The sequence below is a fragment of the Streptomyces sp. NPDC007983 genome (genome assembly GCF_042958345.1).
In the GTDB taxonomy this organism is placed as follows: domain Bacteria; phylum Actinomycetota; class Actinomycetes; order Streptomycetales; family Streptomycetaceae; genus Streptomyces.
In genome coordinates this window covers 54,870-72,173 of record NZ_JBIBJI010000019.1, presented here as the reverse complement: position 1 = coordinate 72,173, position 17,304 = coordinate 54,870, and the positions used below count along the sequence as shown (strand labels likewise).

General features: G+C 71.2%; 15 protein-coding genes. 12 read left to right on the top strand and 3 right to left on the bottom strand.

Annotated features, from left to right (window positions below):
- Nucleotides 1-318 precede the first annotated feature (318 nt).
- The 4 genes from hutU (at nucleotide 319) to hutI (ending at nucleotide 5,901) form a co-directional block, all read left to right on the top strand.
- Nucleotides 319-1,977: a urocanate hydratase gene (gene hutU / locus ACFZCY_RS37420; protein WP_391183842.1), complete on the top strand. Its 1,659-nt coding sequence runs from the start codon at nucleotides 319-321 to the stop codon at nucleotides 1,975-1,977.
- A 95-nt stretch (nucleotides 1,978-2,072) separates the two neighbouring features.
- Nucleotides 2,073-3,260: an allantoate amidohydrolase gene (locus ACFZCY_RS37415; RefSeq protein ID WP_391184007.1), complete on the top strand. Its 1,188-nt coding sequence runs from the start codon at nucleotides 2,073-2,075 to the stop codon at nucleotides 3,258-3,260.
- Nucleotides 3,251-4,630 carry a formimidoylglutamate deiminase gene (locus ACFZCY_RS37410; RefSeq protein ID WP_391183839.1) on the top strand — a complete coding sequence of 460 codons (1,380 nt, stop codon included), beginning with the start codon at nucleotides 3,251-3,253 and terminating at the stop codon, nucleotides 4,628-4,630. The genes ACFZCY_RS37415 and ACFZCY_RS37410 overlap by 10 nt, the downstream gene beginning before the upstream one ends.
- Before the next feature lie 74 nt (nucleotides 4,631-4,704).
- Nucleotides 4,705-5,901, top strand: coding sequence for an imidazolonepropionase (hutI, locus tag ACFZCY_RS37405; protein WP_391183837.1), 1,197 nt, complete (start codon nucleotides 4,705-4,707; stop codon nucleotides 5,899-5,901).
- A gap of 80 nt (nucleotides 5,902-5,981) precedes the next feature.
- Here hutI and ACFZCY_RS37400 read toward each other — a convergent pair whose 3' ends face one another.
- Entirely contained in the window at nucleotides 5,982-6,929 is a 948-nt protein-coding gene (locus ACFZCY_RS37400; RefSeq protein WP_391183835.1) for a SigB/SigF/SigG family RNA polymerase sigma factor, read from the bottom strand.
- 253 nt (nucleotides 6,930-7,182) lie between these two features.
- Between ACFZCY_RS37400 and ACFZCY_RS37395 the strand changes: the two genes are divergently transcribed.
- From ACFZCY_RS37395 to ACFZCY_RS37370, 6 genes are all read left to right on the top strand, one after another.
- Complete coding sequence (locus tag ACFZCY_RS37395) at nucleotides 7,183-7,551, top strand: STAS domain-containing protein (RefSeq protein ID WP_055557610.1); 369 nt, start codon at nucleotides 7,183-7,185, stop codon at nucleotides 7,549-7,551.
- 183 nt (nucleotides 7,552-7,734) lie between these two features.
- Complete coding sequence (locus ACFZCY_RS37390; RefSeq protein ID WP_361483804.1) at nucleotides 7,735-8,256, top strand: ATP-binding protein; 522 nt, start codon at nucleotides 7,735-7,737, stop codon at nucleotides 8,254-8,256.
- Nucleotides 8,257-8,509: 253 nt separating this feature from the next.
- Nucleotides 8,510-9,295: an LPXTG cell wall anchor domain-containing protein gene (locus ACFZCY_RS37385; RefSeq protein WP_391183831.1), complete on the top strand. Its 786-nt coding sequence runs from the start codon at nucleotides 8,510-8,512 to the stop codon at nucleotides 9,293-9,295.
- 10 nt (nucleotides 9,296-9,305) lie between these two features.
- On the top strand, nucleotides 9,306-10,211 hold the full coding sequence (locus tag ACFZCY_RS37380) for a hypothetical protein (RefSeq protein ID WP_391183828.1): 906 nt from the start codon (nucleotides 9,306-9,308) through the stop codon (nucleotides 10,209-10,211).
- On the top strand, nucleotides 10,208-11,239 hold the full coding sequence (locus ACFZCY_RS37375) for a neocarzinostatin apoprotein domain-containing protein (protein ID WP_391183825.1): 1,032 nt from the start codon (nucleotides 10,208-10,210) through the stop codon (nucleotides 11,237-11,239). The genes ACFZCY_RS37380 and ACFZCY_RS37375 overlap by 4 nt, the downstream gene beginning before the upstream one ends.
- Before the next feature lie 14 nt (nucleotides 11,240-11,253).
- Nucleotides 11,254-12,576 carry a hypothetical protein gene (locus ACFZCY_RS37370; protein ID WP_391183823.1) on the top strand — a complete coding sequence of 441 codons (1,323 nt, stop codon included), beginning with the start codon at nucleotides 11,254-11,256 and terminating at the stop codon, nucleotides 12,574-12,576.
- Nucleotides 12,577-12,729: 153 nt separating this feature from the next.
- On the opposite strand, the gene ACFZCY_RS37365 is transcribed toward ACFZCY_RS37370, so the two are convergent.
- On the bottom strand, nucleotides 12,730-14,259 hold the full coding sequence (locus ACFZCY_RS37365; protein WP_391183820.1) for an oligopeptide:H+ symporter: 1,530 nt from the start codon (nucleotides 14,257-14,259) through the stop codon (nucleotides 12,730-12,732).
- 355 nt (nucleotides 14,260-14,614) lie between these two features.
- On the opposite strand from ACFZCY_RS37365, the gene ACFZCY_RS37360 reads away from it, so the two are divergent.
- Nucleotides 14,615-15,295 (top strand): response regulator transcription factor, encoded by a 681-nt coding sequence (locus tag ACFZCY_RS37360; RefSeq protein ID WP_123101300.1) that lies wholly within the window; start codon nucleotides 14,615-14,617, stop codon nucleotides 15,293-15,295.
- Nucleotides 15,296-15,317: 22 nt separating this feature from the next.
- Nucleotides 15,318-16,568, top strand: coding sequence for an ATP-binding protein (locus tag ACFZCY_RS37355; RefSeq protein WP_391183815.1), 1,251 nt, complete (start codon nucleotides 15,318-15,320; stop codon nucleotides 16,566-16,568).
- 37 nt (nucleotides 16,569-16,605) lie between these two features.
- Here the strand turns inward: ACFZCY_RS37355 and ACFZCY_RS37350 are convergent, their stop codons facing one another.
- A complete protein-coding gene (locus tag ACFZCY_RS37350; RefSeq protein WP_391183811.1) occupies nucleotides 16,606-17,142 on the bottom strand; it encodes a GtrA family protein in 537 nt (178 codons plus the stop codon).
- Nucleotides 17,143-17,304 lie beyond the last annotated feature (162 nt).

Sequence of the window (17,304 nt, the reverse complement as noted above, 5' to 3'; positions counted from 1 at the left end):
GCGCGTGACCTGCCGACCGGCAGAGACTGATTCCTGAATTCCACTCGGAAGACTGAAAGAACCCCAGTATTCGATATTTGCTAGGAAGTGCCCTGTTTGGTCGGTTTTGAGTGCTGTTTGTGACGGCAGAGTGCGACTGCTGTCCGAGAAGGGCCAGGTGGTTACCGGGTTCGTTCGTGGCGGTGGTTGAGGCGGCGGGCGCGCCCTTTCGTGGAACCACCCGGGTGTATGTCACCGCCGATCCCTATTGACTAGCTATATTCATCGCATCCAAGATGTGAATAACTCGATCCAGTCAATGACAGGGAGGCACGGCCCATGTCAGGACCGCGACCCGTACGGGCCCCGCGTGGTACGGAGCTGAGCGCCCGGGGGTGGCAGCAGGAAGCCGCCCTGCGGATGCTGCAGAACAACCTCGACCCGGAGGTCGCTGAGCACCCCGACAAGCTCGTCGTCTACGGCGGCACCGGCAAGGCGGCCCGCGACTGGCGTTCGTTCGACGCCATGGTCCGTACGCTGCGCACGCTGAAGCAGGACGAGACGATGCTCGTCCAGTCGGGCCGGCCGGTCGGCGTCATGCAGACCCACGAATGGGCGCCCCGCGTCCTGATCGCCAACTCCAACCTGGTCGGCGACTGGGCGAACTGGGAGGAGTTCCGCCGCCTGGAGGCGCTGGGCCTGACCATGTACGGCCAGATGACCGCGGGCTCGTGGATCTACATCGGCACCCAGGGCATCCTGCAGGGCACGTACGAGACGTTCGCGGCCGTCGCGGAGAAGAAGTTCGGCGGCACCCTCGCCGGGACGATCACCCTCACCGCCGGACTCGGCGGCATGGGCGGCGCCCAGCCGCTCGCGGTCACCATGAACGACGGCGTCGCGATCTGCATCGACTGCGACCCGCGCGCCATCGAGCGCCGTATCGAGCACCGCTACCTGGACGTGCGCGCCGACAGCCTGGACCACGCCCTCCAGCTCGCGGTCGAGGCGCGCGACGCCCGCCGCCCGCTGTCCATCGGCGTGCTGGGGAACGCGGCCGAGCTGGTCCCGCAGCTGCTCGCGATGAACGCGCCGATCGACATCGTCACCGACCAGACCAGCGCCCACGACCCGCTGGCGTACCTGCCGATCGGGGTGGACTTCGACGAGATGGCGTCGTACGCCGCCGAGAAGCCCGCCGACTTCACCCAGCGGGCGCGCGAGGCGATGGCCCGGCACGTGGAGGCCATGGTCGGCTTCATGGACGCGGGTGCCGAGGTCTTCGACTACGGCAACTCGATCCGCGGCGAGGCCAAGCTCGCGGGCTTCGAGCGCGCCTTCGCCTTCCCCGGCTTCGTCCCCGCGTACATCCGGCCGCTGTTCTGCGAGGGCAAGGGCCCGTTCCGCTGGGCGGCGCTGTCCGGCGACCCGAAGGACATCGCGGCCACGGACAAGGCGATCCTCGACCTCTTCCCGGAGAACGAGTCCCTGGCCCGCTGGATCAAGATGGCGGGGGAGCGGGTCCACTTCCAGGGGCTGCCCGCCCGCATCTGCTGGCTCGGCTACGGCGAGCGCGACAAGGCGGGGGAGCGGTTCAACGAGATGGTGGCCGACGGGACGCTCGCCGCGCCGCTGGCCATCGGCCGCGACCACCTGGACTGCGGCTCGGTGGCCTCCCCGTACCGCGAGACCGAGGCCATGCTCGACGGCTCGGACGCGATCGCCGACTGGCCGCTGCTGAACGCCATGGTCAACGTGGCCTCGGGCGCCTCCTGGGTCTCGCTCCACCACGGCGGCGGGGTCGGCATGGGCCGCTCGATCCACGCGGGCCAGGTGACGGTCGCCGACGGTACGCCGCTGGCGGCCGAGAAGATCCGCCGCGTCCTGACGAACGACCCGGGGATGGGCGTGATCCGCCACGTGGACGCGGGTTACGACCGTGCCGACGAGGTAGCCGCCGAACGTAACGTAAGGGTCCCCATGAGGGAGTCGGAGTGAGCGTTGTGCCCGCCCACCGGCCCGCACCCGCTCACGAAACGGAGGCTGAGACCACAGTGGGCGCACCCCACACGACCGGCGCGTCGTTCCACGAGATGTGGCGCGACCTGGCGCCGATCGGCCGCAACGGCACGACCAACGGCTACCGCCGCTACGCCTGGACCGGTGCCGACACCGACTGCCGGGCCTGGTTCCAGGCACAGGCGGAGGCCCGCGGCCTCACCTACGAGCTGGACCGCAACGGCAACCAGTGGGCCTGGCTCGGCGACCCGGCAGCCGGAGACGCCGTGGTCACCGGCTCCCACCTGGACTCCGTCCCCGACGGCGGCGCCTTCGACGGCCCCCTCGGCGTCGTCTCGTCCTTCGCCGCGCTGGACGAGCTCCGGGCACGCGGCGTCGCGCCCGCCAAACCCCTCGCCATCGTCAACTTCGGCGACGAGGAGGGCGCCCGCTTCGGCCTGGCCTGCGTCGGGTCCCGACTCACCGCGGGACAGCTCGGCCCGGAGCAGGCGCACGCCCTCCGGGACGCGGACGGCGTCACGCTGCCCGAGGCCATGGAGCGCGCCGGGTACGACCCGGAGGCCATCGGGCCGGACCCGGAGCGGCTGGCCCGCATCGGCGCCTTCGTGGAGCTGCACATCGAGCAGGGCCGCGCCCTGGACGACACGGCCGACCCCGTGGGCGTCGCCTCCGCGATCTGGCCGCACGGCCGCTGGCGGTTCGACTTCCACGGCGAGGCCAATCACGCCGGGACGACCCGGCTGGACGACCGCCGCGACCCGATGCTCACCTACGCGAACACCGTGCTCGCGGCCCGCAAGAAGGCCCGCCTGGCCGGGGCGCTCGCGACCTTCGGCAAGGTCGGCGTCGAGCCGAACGGGGTGAACGCGATCGCGAGCCTGGTGCGCGGCTGGCTGGACTCGCGGGCCCCCGACGAGGAGACCCTGGCCGCCGTCGTCGGCGAGATCGAGCGCGCCGCGGTCGAGCGCGGGCAGCGCGACGGGGTGGACGTCCGGGTCACCCGGGAGTCCTTCACCCCCATCGTGGAATTCGCCCACGACCTGCGTGACCAGCTGTCGGGCCTGCTCGGCGGCGTTCCGGTCCTCCCCACCGGGGCCGGGCACGACGCGGGCATTTTGTCCGCGTCGGTTCCGACCGCCATGCTGTTTGTAAGGAACCCCACCGGCGTCTCGCACTCACCCGCGGAGACGGCGGGCGAGGATGACTGCCTCGCCGGTGTGGCCGCGCTCGCGCAGGTACTGGAGGGGTTGGCGTGTCACTGACGGCGCAGACCTACTGGGCGGAGTACGCCTGGCTGGACGGGCAGGTGGTGCCGGACGTGGTCATCGTGGTGGCCACGGACGGGCGGATCAAGGCCGTGCGGCCCGGGAGCCCCCTGCATCCGGCCGGTTCCGTCACCCTGCGCGGTCTGACCGTCCCCGGCCTGGCCAACGCGCACAGCCATGCCTTCCACCGGGCCCTGCGCGGCATCGTGCAGGCGGGCGCCTCGGCGCGCCCGTCGGACGGGGCGGCGCCGGACTCCTTCTGGACCTGGCGGAAGGTGATGTACGAGGTGGCCGACCGGCTCACCCCGGACAGCTACTTCGATCTCGCCCGGGCCGTGTACGCCGAGATGGCCATGGCGGGCATCACCTGCGTCGGCGAGTTCCACTATCTGCACCACGCGCCCGGCGGCGGCCGCTACGCCGACCCCAACGCCATGGGGGAGGCCCTGATCGCGGCCGCGGCCGAGGCCGGTATCCGCATCACCCTCCTCGACACCTGCTATCTCTCCTCCGGTTTCGGCAAGGAGCCGGACCAGCACCAGCTCCGCTTCTCGGACGGCACCGCGGACGCCTGGGCGGAGCGGGTCTCCGCGCTGAAGGGCGACGGCAACACCCGCATCGGCGCCGCCATCCACTCGGTGCGGGCCGTGCCCGTCGATCAGCTCGCGACGGTGTCCGGCTGGGCCGAGGGGCAGGCGGCGCCCCTCCACGTCCACCTCTCCGAGCAGACCGCCGAGAACGACGCCTGCGTGGAGGCGCACGGCTTCACCCCCACCCGGCTGCTCGCCGACCACGGGGTGCTGGGCCCGCGCACGACCGCCGTGCACGCGACCCACCTCACCCCCGGCGACATCCGGCTGCTGGGCCACTCGGCCACCGGTGTGTGCATGTGCCCGACCACCGAGCGGGACCTCGCCGACGGCATCGGCCCGGCCGCCCAGCTGGGCCAGGCGGGCTCACCGCTGTCCCTGGGCAGCGACAGCCACGCCATGATCGACATCCTCGAAGAGGCCCGCGCCATGGAGCTGGACGAGCGGCTGCACACCCGCACCCGCGGCCACTGGACCGCCGCCCAGCTGCTGCGCGCCGCCACCGCCGACGGTCACGCGGCGCTCGGCTGGGGTGCGGACACCGGCCGCATCGAGGTGGGCGCGCTCGCCGACCTCACCACGATCGCGCTGGACTCGGTCCGCACGGCGGGGCCGCCGGCCCGGCTGGGCGCCGAGACGGCGATATTCGCGGCGACCAACGCGGACGTCCGGCACACCGTGGTCGGCGGCCGCCATGTCGTACGGGACGGGGCCCACCAGCTCGTCCCGCGCGTCCCCGAAGCACTGGCCGGAGCCATCGCGGCCCTGCACGGCTGACCAGGCCGACCAGGCCGACCACATTGACCAGGCCGACCAGGCCGAGCCGGCTGATCAAGGAGAACGCCCCCACCATGACCACCGCCACGGACACGGTCGCGACCCCCACCACGACCGCCCTCACCCACATCTCCAGCCTCGTCACCAACGACCCCTCCCTCGGCGAAGGCCCCCTCGGTCTGATCCAGGACGCGGCGGTCGTCATCGACGGTGACCGCATCGCCTGGGTCGGTGAGACAAGCAAAGCACCCGCCACCGACAACCGGGTCGACGCGGCGGGCCGGGCCGCCATCCCGGGCTTCGTCGACTCCCACTCCCACCTGGTCTTCGCGGGCGACCGCACCGAGGAGTTCAACGCCCGGATGTCCGGCCGGGCCTACAGCGCGGGCGGCATCCGCACCACCGTGGCCGCCACCCGCGCGGCCTCGAACAATGTGCTGAACGCCAACGTCGCCCGCTATGTGGTGGAGGCCCTGCACCAGGGCACCACCACCCTGGAGATCAAGTCCGGCTACGGCCTCACTTCGGAGGACGAGGCCCGCGCCCTGTCCATCGCCGCCGCCCACACCGACGAGGTGACCTTCCTCGGCGCGCACATCGTCGCCCCCGAGTTCGCCGACGACCCCGCCGCGTACGTCGACCTCGTCACCGGCCCGATGCTCGACATGTGCGCCCCGCACGCCCGCTGGGTCGACGTCTTCTGCGAACAGGGCGCCTTCGACGGCGACCAGGCCCGCGCCGTCCTCACCGCGGGCAAGGAGCGCGGGCTCATCCCGCGCGTCCACGCCAACCAGCTCTCGTACGGCCCCGGTGTGCAGCTCGCCGTCGAGCTGGGCGCGGCCTCCGCCGACCACTGCACCCATCTCACCGACGCCGATGTGGACGTCCTGGCGCAGGGCGACACCGTCGCCACCCTGCTGCCCGGGGCGGAGTTCTCCACCCGCTCCACCTATCCGGACGCGCGCCGGCTGCTGGACGCGGGCGCCACGGTCGCGCTGTCGCCGGACTGCAACCCCGGCTCGTCCTTCACCAGCTCGATGCCGTTCTGCGTCGCCCTGGCCGTACGGGAGATGGGGATGACCCCCGACGAGGCGGTCTGGGCGGCCACCGCGGGCGGGGCGCGGGCGCTGCGCCGCGACGACGTGGGGCGGATCGCCCCCGGCGCCCGGGCCGACCTCGCGCTGCTGGACGCGCCCTCCCACGTCCACCTCGCGTACCGCCCCGGCGTGCCGCTGGTCTCGGCGGTCTGGCGCGCCGGCACGCTCGTCTGACCGCACATCAGAGAAACCGGGCACGAATAAGGACCCGTCCCGAACGAGCGGGGGCGGGCCCTTATCCGTCTGCGGAAGCGTTACTCCTCGATCATCAGTCCCTTGCGGAGCCGACGGAGGGTGCGCGACAGCAGCCTGGAGACGTGCATCTGGGAGATGCCCAGTTCCTCACCGATCTCCGACTGTGTCATGTTGGCGACGAAGCGCAGGGAGAGGATCTGGCGGTCCCGGGCGGGCAGATCGGCGATCAGCGGCTTCAGGGACTCGACGTACTCGATGCCTTCGAGCCCGTGGTCCTCGTACCCGATGCGGTCCGCCAGCGCGCCCTCGGAGTCGTCCTCCTCGGGCTGGGCGTCCAGCGAGCTGGCGGTGTACGCGTTGCTCGCGGCCATGCCCTCGACGACCTCGGCGGTGGTGATGTCCAGGCGCTCGGCCAACTCGCCGACGGTCGGCGCGCGGTCGAGCCGCTGGGCCAGTTCGTCACCGGCCTTGGCCAGGTCCAGCCGCAGCTCCTGCAGCCGCCGGGGAACGCGCACGGACCAACTCGTGTCCCGGAAGAAGCGCTTGATCTCGCCGACGATGGTCGGCATCGCGAAGGTGGGGAACTCGACGCCCCGACCCGGTTCGAACCGGTCGATGGCCTTGATGAGGCCGATGGTGCCGACCTGGACGATGTCCTCCATCGGTTCGCTGCGGGAGCGGAAGCGGGAGGCGGCGAACTTGACCAGTGCCAGGTTCAGCTCGACCAGGGTGTTGCGGACGTAGGCGTACTCGTGGGTGCCCTCTTCGAGCACCTCGATCCGCTCGAAGAGCGTCTTCGAGAGGGCCCTCGCATCGACCGGACTCACCGTCTCAAACGACGGGATTTCCGGCAGATCGGACAGTTCGGTCAATTCATCGAGGGAATATCCGGCGATCGCCTGGGCATCCGCATCAGGGACGAACTGTTCGGGTACGTGAGTCGACGAGACGGTGGCCCTGGTACTCCAAGACGGGTCGGTACGCGAGTCGTCGAGCTGGGGTGACATAGTCTCCTCCGTCGTTCTCGGCATATGGCTGCCGATGCCATGACGTGCTGCTCCGGTGAGCGGCGCCTCCAAAGCCGGGCCGTGGTTCGGATGTGTTCTTACTACGCCTACCCGTATTCGCTGGTGCGTGGCAAGTCCACGTTGTCCATATTTGCCGAACTATGCGAAATGTTCGGCTACCGGAGGACCGGCCAAAGGCGTAAGGTTCATTGCGCGCAATCGAAAGCAACGAGACGCCAGAAGAGGTGCGCACATGGACCGCGGGATGGTCGGCAGCGCCAGCAAGGGCCGGCTCCAGGTCGAGGTTCGGCACCACGGGGCGAGCGCGGTCGTGACACCGACGGGTGAGTTGGACCACCACACCGCCGAGGTGCTGCGAGAGCCGCTGGAGAAGTGCGTGGAGGGGGGACGCGTGCGACTGGTGGTGGATTGCTCGCATCTGGAGTTCTGCGATTCCACCGGGCTGAACGTGCTGCTCGGCGCCCGTCTGAAGGCCGAGGCCGAAGGCGGGGCCGTCCATCTGGCCGGCATGCAGCCGGTCGTTGCCCGTGTGTTCGAGATCACGGGCGCGGAGGCCGTCTTTACGGTCCATGAATCCCTTGACGCAGCGCTGGTCGAGTGATCTCCGCCACTCCTGTTTCCGGTGTGTCGGCAGGGTGTCATCGAGGCGTTGTCCGCGTCACATGAGCCGTACCGGAGAAGTGGGTGTTCTCACGCTTTGGCCGGGCAGGAGACAGGCTGAAACTGTTGAAGAGATCAGGTATCCCTTGTCCCTGAATCGGTGAATCGGTGAGGTGAAGCGCTGATGAGCACCACCCGGCCGTACCCGCCGGGCGACCGCGGCCCGGATCCGGACGGCCCTGCCGCTTCGGCTGCCCCACCGGCCACTCCTCCCCCCGGGCCGCCCCCCGGGCGGATCCGTCAGCTCCGCAGGCTCCATCTGATCGGGGCCAGCGGTGCGGTGCCGCGCGCCCGGGACTTCACGCGCGAGGCGCTGCGTGACTGGGGCTGGCTTCCGGCCGCGACCGCCGATCAGCGGGCCGCCGCGGAGGATGTGCTGCTCGTCGTCTCCGAGCTGGTCACCAATGCCTGCCTGCACGCCGACGGCCCCGAGGAACTGCGGGTCAGCTGCAACGCGAAGGTGCTCCGCCTCGAAGTCGTGGACCTCGGCACCGGTACGCCCGCCCCCCGCACCCCGCACCGCGCCGGGCGGCCGGGCGGCCATGGCATGTTCATCGTGCAGCGGCTGTGCCTCGACTGGGGGGTCGTGCGGAACGCGGAGGGATCCGGCAAGACCGTCTGGGCCGAGCTGGCCGCGCCCGCCTGAAGAGCACGGCCCCGGCCCCTTACCGCCCGGGTGTCGAGCGCCCTCTAGTACGGCTCTCCGGGGCCGTCTTCCGGGCCGTCGTACGGCCCGTCTCGGCTCCGTGCTGAAGTGTCGCACCCAGTTCATCCATTTCACGCCGATTCGGCGTGCTCTTTGTCTTCCCTCGGCAAGGTCCCCGGCGTACTGTCGGCGCCCGATCTGATGTGCCGTCAGTTAGCTTGCGGCTGCGGCGCTTGGCGAGAGGGGATCTCAGGTGTCCCGACCACAACGCCGTACGGCCAGTCGCGGCGGCGCCCTCACGTTGGCCGCGGCCGTGGCCGGTTCGGCGGTACTGCTCACCGCTCCGGCCGCCCACGCGGCCACGGTGGACGTCAATTATCAGTGCAAGACGCCGATCGGCAACAAAAGCGCCGTATCGCCCATCGACATCAAGGGCGTTCCGAGCGGCAGCGCCTACAAGCTCACCATGTCCTTCGAGAAGGGCGTCTCCTCCAGCCCGGTGGAACTGGGCAAGGGGGCCATGCATCCGAGCGCGCTCATCAAGCTGGGCGGCGCGGAGACCGGGACCGTGTCGGTGTCGGGTCCCCCCAACTCGCAGGCCATCCCCGCCAACACGCCCATCAAGATCAGCACCCTGACGGGCACGTACACCCCCAAAAAGAGCGGAAAGGTCACCTTCACCGCCTCGACCCTGACCATCAAGGCGCTGGGCACGACCACGACCTGTACGCCGGGCAACAACCCCAAGCCCTCGCTGACCCTGGACGTCACGGCCGCGGGCGGCTCCGGCGGCTCCGACTCCACCGGGGGCACGAGCGGCAGCGGCGGTACGGGCGACAGCGGTGGTACGGGCAGCACGGGCGGCACCGGCAGCACCGGCGGTACGAGCGGCAGCGGCGGTACGAGCGGCGGCGGCCAGCTGCCGCAGACCGGACCCGCCGACTCCGCCATCGCGCTCGGCACCCTCGGCGGCACGGTGCTCCTCACCGGGGCGGCCGGGGCGCTCTGGCTGACCCGCCGCCGGCGGGCCGCGCGCTAGAGCGCGGGCGATGCCGTCCCGTACCGGCGCCGCGTTACGCGCGTGCGCCGCCGCACTGACCGTGGCCGCGGCACCGCTGGGCGTGGTCGCGACGCCCGCCGCTGCCGCCGGGCCCGGCTGGTCGGCGGCGCCCGCGCCCGGCGCGGGCAGCGCGCCGGGCGCCGCCGACCGCCCGTACTTCTACCTGGAGGGGCGGCCCGGCACCGTACTCCGGGACAAGCTCTCGGTCACCAACAAGGACCAGCGCCCCCACACCCTCCGGCTCCGGGGCGAGGGAGCCGAGGGAACGTGGATCGCGTTCTCCGCCCGCACGGTCAGCGTCCCGGCCCGCACCCGCGCCGATGTGCCTTTCACCGTCACCCTTCCGCCCGACGCGGCGCCCGGTGACCGCTCCGGCGCGCTCGTCGTCACCGGCGACGGCCACCGGACCGGCGTACGGATGCGTCTGCGGATCAGCGGGGCCACGCTGTCCGCGCTCTCCGTCGAGGACCTACGGGTCGTACGGACCGGGGACGGCGGCGGGGCGGCCATCCGCTACGCGGTCGTCAATCGCGGCAACACCGCGCTGACGCCACGGCTGGCCGTACGCGCCGACGGCCTCTTCGGCGCGGTGCTGCGCCGGGACGCCCGCACCCTCCCCGTCCAGGTGCCGCCGGGCAAGCGGGTACGGCTCACCGAGCGCTGGCCGGACGCCCCCGCCCTCGACGCGGTGGACGTGAGGCTCACCGTCACCGCGGGCGGCGGCGCGCACGCGGCGGCCTCCGCCACGTACACCGCCGCCCCCGGGTGGCTGCTCGCCGCCGCGGCGGGCACGGCGCTGGGCGCGGCGGGCGGCGGCACCTGGCTGGTGCGCAGACGCACACGCACACGCAGACGGAGCCGGATGGACGGTACGGAGTCAGGAGCGAGCGCGTGAACGCCGGTACACACCACCGTCGGTACGCCGGGCTGCTGGCCGCCCTGCTCACCGCGCTCGCCCTCGTCGTACCGGCCCCCGGGCCCGCCGCCGCGGCCGACGACGGCCCGGCCGCGAAGGTGTCCCAGCAGCAGGCGGGCACGGGCGGCACGATCACCGTGAGCGGCACCGGCTGGCGGCCGCGCGCCCTGCTCACCCTGCTCATCTGCGGTCAGAACATGATCGGCGGCACCAACTCCTGCGCCAACGCCGACGGCAGGGCGGTCACCACCGAAGCGGACGGCACGTTCCGCCGGAAACTGCCGGTCACCGAACCGCCCAAGCCCTGCCCCTGCGTCGTCCACGTCGCGACCGTGACCGGCGAAGCCGCCGCCGCGGACGTGGCGTTCAAGGTCGCCGGACATCCCGTCGCGCCCCTGCCCGAGCAGCGCACCGGCGGCGAACGGCTCAGCGTGCTCTCCGCGCGGCTCGACGGGTCGAGCGGGCTGCTGACCTGGTTCGGCGCGCCCCCGCAGCGACGGCTCGTCGTCACCGTCGGCAATATCGGCTCGACCCCCGCCCGCGACCCGGTCTTCCGGGTGGGCACCGCGCACGGCGTCTTCGCCCCCGACTGGGAGGAGCAGCAGTGGCGGGGCACGATCCAGCCGGGGAAGAAGGCCCAGGTCAAGCTGCCGGTCGAGTTGTCGGCGGGCGCGCACGGCGACTACCGGGTGTCGCTCGAGTACGGGCGCAAGGTGCTCGTCGAACAGCCGTGGGGCGTGGGGCGGCCCTGGGGCGTGACCCTCTTCTGGATCCTGCTGTGCGTCGTCGTCCCGGCGGCGGTCTTCCGCATCGGCATGGCCGTCGTGGACAAGGTACGGCCACGTACACCCCCGGGCGGCGAAGCCGACAAGGCCGACAAGGCCGCCTCGGCCTCCCCGGCCACCGCCCTGCCCTGGTTCACCCCGGACACGCTGCCGGGGACACCGACGCACCACCTTTCCGCACCGTCCGAGGAGAACCGACCGAACCCGAAGGGAACGACGTGAGGACGCAACGAAGAGTGAGTGCGGCCGCCGTCGCACTGCTGCTCGGCGGTGCGGGCGTGCTGCTCGGCGCGAGCACCGCGTACGGCGCCGAGGTCTCGTACGAGACCGAATGCCTGCCGCCGCCCATCTCCGGGCTGCCCCCGGTGGAGGGCACCACGACCGTGGACGTCCAGGCCCCGGCGACGGCCAAGGTCGGCGACGAGGTCGAGGTGGTGTGGAAGACGGTCCAGGCCGCCTCCAAGAACCCGCCCATCCTCGACATCGAGGAGAACACCGTGCAGCCCACCGGCACGCTCACGGTGGGCGGCGCGCAGACCGGTGAACTGGCCATGCAGGGTCCGCGGGAGAATCCGGCGATCCCCAAGGACAGCCCGATGAAGCTGTCGGACATGAAGGCCAAGCTGAAGCTGACGAAGGCCGGTGAGGTCACGCTGACGCCCGGCGCGTACAACATCAACGTCAGCAAGCCGCTGTCGACCGACACCAAGTGCACGGCGAAGGAGACCGTGAAGGCGGCCGCCACCATCAAGGTGACGGAGGGCAGCACGTCGGGCGGCACCACCTCCGGCACGACGGCCGGGACCACGAGCGGTACGACGTCCGGGACCACCAGCGGTACGACGTCCGGCACCACCAGCGGCACCACCAGCGGCACCACCGCCGGTGGCGGCGGCGGTGGGGGCGACTCGCACACCGGCAAGGAGGTGCAGGTCGAGTACGCCTGCAAGACGCCCATCGGCGACAAGACCGCGACCTCCCCGGTCCGTATCGACGCCAAGAAGAGCGGCGGCGGCTTCGCCCTGACCGTGAAGTTCAGCAAGTCCGTGATGGACAGCCCGGCCGACATCCCCGCGGACTCGGTCAAGCCGTCCATGGCGGTCAAGGTCGGCGGCGCGGACAAGGGCACCGTCGCGGTGCAGGGTCCGACCAACAAGGAGCCCATCAAGTCCGGTGCCCCGATCGAGATCCCGGATCTGACCGGCACCTACAAGCCGGGCGCGAGCGGCAAGTCGACGCTCACCCCGGGCGTGCTGACCGTCAAGGCGCTCGGTACGACCACCACCTGCACCCCCGCCAAGGACCCCGGCGCCTCGCTCGAGCTGGACACCACGGCCCAGCCCGGCGGCACCACAGGCGGCACCACCACCTCCGGCGGCACCGGCACCTCCGGCGGCACCGGCACCTCGGGCAGCGGCACCAGCGGCGGCCTGGCCGAGACCGGTTCGAACGACCACGGCGGCCTCACGGCGCTCGGCCTGATCGCCGGTACGACGATCCTGCTCGGCGGCGCGATCTTCACCCTCACCCCGTGGCGCAAGCTGCGCGGCACCCGCTGAACGAGCCCGCCCCGCCCCGCCGCACACCGTGTGGTGGGGCGAACGGCGGTGCCGCGACGCTGCGTTCTCGGCGAGATGACGCGGACGGCCGTCGACGGGCTCAGGGCGACGGGCCCGGTCGCTGGTTCAGCGGCCGGGCCCTCGTCGGCCGTATCAGTGCACGTCGGCCATGAGCGCCACGACCTTCTTGCGGTACGTGAAGACCGCGAGGCCCGCGAGCACCGCCGCGGTCGCCTCCAGCGCGATGACGCCCGGACCGCTCAGGTCGACCCCGGCGATGGACAGCAGCCCGGTGACGCAGTCGCCGGCGGTGACGGCGAGGAACCACACGCCCATCAGCTGGCTGGCGTACTTCGCGGGCGCCATCTTGGTGGTCACCGAGAGGCCGACCGGCGAGAGGCACAGCTCGCCGGTGGTCTGGATCAGGTAGATCGACACCAGCCACAGGGGGCTGACCTTCGTCCCGTCCGAGGCCATCTGCATCGGCAGCACGAAGACGAAGAACGAGGCGCCGATCATGACCAGACCGAAGGCGAACTTCAGCGTGGTGTTCGGCTCCCGGTCACGCCGCGCGAGCCACAGCCACAGCCAGGCGAAGACCGGGGCCATCGCCATGATCAGCAGCGGGTTGACGGACTGGAACCACGAGGACGGGAAGTGCAGCCCGAAGATCGTGTCCGCGGTCTTGACCTCGGCGAAGGCGGACATCGTCGAACCGCCCTGGTCGAAGATCATCCAGAACACGGCGGCGGCCGCGAAGAACCAGATGTAGCCGCTGACCTTGGTCTGCTCGACCGCCGACAGCTCCCGGTCGCGCTTGATCCGCACCAGCACCCCGATCGGGATGATGAGGCCGAGCAGGGTGATCGGGACCAGCGCCCAGTTGATCGTCCAGCTGCCGCTGAGCACCACGCCGGTGTAGAAGACGGCGGCGACGGCCAGCCAGATCAGGCCCTTGCGCAGCCAGGACCGGCGCTCCTCGGCCGCCAGCGGCGTCGGCACGGTGCTGCTCGCGGGGCTCAAGTGGCGGGTGCCGATCAGGAACTGGACCAGGCCCAGCGCCATGCCGAGTGCCGCGAGCGCGAAGCCCAGGTGCCAGTTGTACGACTGGCCGACGGTGCCGATCACCAGCGGGGCGGCGAACGCGCCGAGGTTGATGCCGATGTAGAAGATGGTGAAGCCGCCGTCGCGGCGCGGGTCCTGCGGTCCGTCGTAGAGCTGACCGACCATCGTGGAGATGTTCGCCTTGATCAGCCCGGAGCCGAGCGCCACCAGCAGGAGGCCGAGGAAGAAGGTCGGCTCACCGGGGACGGCGAGCGCCAGGTGCCCGGCCATCACGATCCCGGAGGCCACCACGACGGTCTTGCGCGGCCCCCAGACCCGGTCGCCGACCCAGCCGCCCGGCATGGCCAGCAGATAGACCATGGCCAGGTAGACCGAGTAGATGGCCACCGCGTTGCCCTCGGTCATTCCGAGGCCGCCGCCCTGACCGCCGTCCTTGGCGTCCGGGCCGCCGGAGATCAGATAGACGACGAGGAGCGCTCTCATGCCGTAGAAGCTGAAGCGCTCCCACATTTCGATCATGAAGAGCGTGGCGAGGCCGCGCGGGTGGCCGAAGAAGGTCTTGCCACCGCTGGCAGGGGTCTCCTGCGCGGTCGCGCCCTTCGACATACTGGACGCCATGTGGGGGTTCCTTACAGAACTCAGGGGTGCACTGCCGCGCGTCGACACGCGTAGAAGCGCCCGTGGGGGTGGCTGAGCGCCGGGCGGCCATCCCTTTTCGAGGCTCGGTTAGGTCGTTGCCGGCTCCGTCCGTTCCGCTGACTCCCGATGCCCGGACCGGACATGACAGAGACCTTCGGTGCGTCGAACCACCAAAGGCCCCGGAGGAGTGCTACAGACGTTGTTTCACCATACGACACGCACTTGACGCTCTCGGGTGAGACATAGCTCACGGAATCGCTGCGCAACCGGTCGTGCTCCCAGCGTCGCCACGTGCGCGCCCCGTGCGTGAACTCAAGCGGACTACCATCACCTCATGACCCGAGTTTTGCTCGCCGAGGATGACGCATCGATCTCGGAGCCCCTCGCCCGCGCCCTGCGCCGTGAGGGGTACGAGGTGGAGGTGCGGGAGGACGGACCCACCGCGCTCGACGCCGGTCTGCAAGGAGGCGTCGATCTGCTCGTCCTCGACCTCGGGCTGCCCGGGATGGACGGGCTGGAGGTCTGCCGCCGGCTGCGCACCGAGGGCCACGGCTTCCCGGTGCTGGTGCTCACCGCCCGCGCCGACGAGGTGGACACCGTGGTCGGCCTCGACGCCGGTGCCGACGACTACGTCACCAAGCCCTTCCGCCTCGCCGAACTGCTCGCCCGCGTCCGGGCCCTGCTGCGGCGCGGCGCCGTCGAGACCCAGGCCCAGGCGCCCGCCACCCACGGCGTCCGCATCGACGTCGAGTCGCACCGCGCGTGGATGGGCGACGAGGAGCTGCAGCTCACCGCGAAGGAATTCGACCTGCTGCGGGTCCTGGTGCGGGACGCGGGCCGGGTCGTCACCCGCGACCAGCTGATGCGCGAGGTGTGGGACACCACCTGGTGGTCCTCCACCAAGACGCTCGACATGCACATCTCCTGGCTGCGCAAGAAGCTCGGGGACGACGCCGCCAACCCCCGCTACATCGCCACCGTCCGGGGCGTCGGCTTCAGGTTCGAGAAAAGCTGACGGTGGCTGACACGGTGGGGCCATGCGCCGTCGTTTGATCAACTCCACGCTCGCCGTGGTGCTCGTCGTCATCGCCGTCTTCGGCGTCTCGCTCGTCATCGTCGAGACCCGGACCATCGAGGACAGCGCCCAGGAGAGCGTCAGCTCGGACGCGGTGCGGCTGGTCAGCATCGTCGACAGCAGGCTGCTCGGCGGCGAGGGCGTCACCCACAAGGTGCTGCGCGAACAGATCGAGCCCGGGCGCTACGCCCTGATCACGATCCCGCACCACCCGGACGTCGAGATCGGCAAGCGCCCCGAGGGCAGCGTCATCTCCTCCGAGGAGCGCGGCGAGCAGGGCGAGACGGTACGGGTCGAGGCGTCCCGTACGACGGTGAGTCGCGAGATCGGCCGCACCATGCTGATCATCCTGGCGGTGGCGCTGCTCGCGGTCCTCGCCGCCGTCTTCCTCGCCGTACGGCAGGCGCACCGGCTCTCCGCGCCGCTCACCGACCTCGCCGAGACGGCCGAGCGGCTGGGCTCCGGCGATCCGCGGCCGCGCCACCGCCGCTACGGGGTGCCCGAACTGGACCGGGTCGCCGACGTCCTGGACGCGAGCGCCGAGCGCATCGCCCGGATGCTCACCGCCGAGCGGCGGCTGGCGGCGGACGCCTCGCACCAGCTGCGGACGCCGCTGACCGCGCTGTCCATGCGGCTGGAGGAGATCACGCTCACCGACGACCCGGAGATCGTCAAGGAGGAGGCGTCGATCGCGCTGGGCCAGGTCGAGCGGCTCACCGACGTCGTCCAGCGGCTGTTGACGAACTCGCGCGACCCGCGCAGCGGCTCGGCGGTCGCCTTCGACCTGGACGAGGTCGTCAAGCAGCAGATCGAGGAGTGGCGCCCGGCCTCGCGCAGCGAGGGGCGCGCGATCGTGCGCTCCGGCAAGAAGGGGCTGCGGGCGGTCGGCACCCCGGGCGCGGTCGCCCAGGTGCTCGCGACGCTCATCGAGAACTCGCTGATGCACGGCGACGGTACGGTCGCGCTGCGCACCCGTGTCACCGGCAACCAGGCGGTGGTCGAGGTCACCGACGAGGGCCCGGGCGTACCGCCCGACCTCGGCGCGCGGGTCTTCGAACGGACGGTCAGCGGACGGAACTCCACCGGGCTCGGCCTCGCGGTCGCCCGCGATCTGGCGGAGGCGGACGGGGGCCGGCTGGAGCTGCTGCAGCCGTATCCGCCGGTGTTCGCGCTCTTCCTGAGCCGCGTGGCGGAGGACGTCCGGCCCTCCTGAGGCTGTCGCCGACCTGCTTGCGGACCTCCTTGCCGACCTACTTGCGGACCGGCTGCTCGGTGGTGCGGCGGGCGGCCCGGGCGGGCTTCGCCTCCGACAGGAACGCCTCCGCGCGCTCCACCGCCTCCCGCGCGGGCAGCGTCCGGAACACCCAGGTCCGGTAGGACCAGAAGCGGAAGAGGGTGCCGATGCCGATGCCGAGGAACTTGAACACGTTGCTAGCGAGCGAGCTGTCCCAGCCGAAGCCGTACGTCGCCGTGTAGAGCACACCGTTCTCGATGATCAGGCCGATCGCGCTGAACAGCAGGAACAGGCTGAGTTCCTTGGTGCGCCGCTGCTTGTCCCGGTCGCGGTAGGTGAAGTACCGGTAGCCCACGTAGTTGAAGCAGGTCGCGGCCACCGTCGCCACGATGCTGGCCCGCACCACGGGCAGCTCGGTGACGCTGCGGACCAGGTTGAAGACGGCGAGGTTGACGAAGACGCCGGCGCCGCCGACCACACCGAACTTCGCGATCTCCCGGGCGAGCCGCCCCACCTGGGTGCTCAGCCCGCCGAGCATGCGTCGTTCACTCATGGTGATCGCTCAGCCCCGTTTCGTCCGCTTCGACAACATCTCCCCATGCTAACCAGCGGCGGGGACACTCGCCCGGAGGCCGCGGACAAGAGTCCGGTAGGAATATGTGGAGGATCATCCAAGTGCAGGTCGGGGGCGGTCGTGGCGAGAAGTTACCCTTGC

Coding starts and splice junctions, on each gene's coding strand:
- hutU (WP_391183842.1), top strand. CDS start 319: ATGTCAGGACCGCGACCCGTACGGGCCCCGCGTGGTACGGAGCTGAGC.
- ACFZCY_RS37415 (WP_391184007.1), top strand. CDS start 2,073: ATGTGGCGCGACCTGGCGCCGATCGGCCGCAACGGCACGACCAACGGC.
- hutI (WP_391183837.1), top strand. CDS start 4,705: ATGACCACCGCCACGGACACGGTCGCGACCCCCACCACGACCGCCCTC.
- ACFZCY_RS37400 (WP_391183835.1), bottom strand. CDS start 6,929: ATGTCACCCCAGCTCGACGACTCGCGTACCGACCCGTCTTGGAGTACC.
- ACFZCY_RS37395 (WP_055557610.1), top strand. CDS start 7,183: ATGGACCGCGGGATGGTCGGCAGCGCCAGCAAGGGCCGGCTCCAGGTC.
- ACFZCY_RS37390 (WP_361483804.1), top strand. CDS start 7,735: ATGAGCACCACCCGGCCGTACCCGCCGGGCGACCGCGGCCCGGATCCG.
- ACFZCY_RS37380 (WP_391183828.1), top strand. CDS start 9,306: ATGCCGTCCCGTACCGGCGCCGCGTTACGCGCGTGCGCCGCCGCACTG.
- ACFZCY_RS37365 (WP_391183820.1), bottom strand. CDS start 14,259: ATGGCGTCCAGTATGTCGAAGGGCGCGACCGCGCAGGAGACCCCTGCC.
- ACFZCY_RS37360 (WP_123101300.1), top strand. CDS start 14,615: ATGACCCGAGTTTTGCTCGCCGAGGATGACGCATCGATCTCGGAGCCC.
- ACFZCY_RS37355 (WP_391183815.1), top strand. CDS start 15,318: ATGCGCCGTCGTTTGATCAACTCCACGCTCGCCGTGGTGCTCGTCGTC.
- ACFZCY_RS37350 (WP_391183811.1), bottom strand. CDS start 17,142: ATGAGTGAACGACGCATGCTCGGCGGGCTGAGCACCCAGGTGGGGCGG.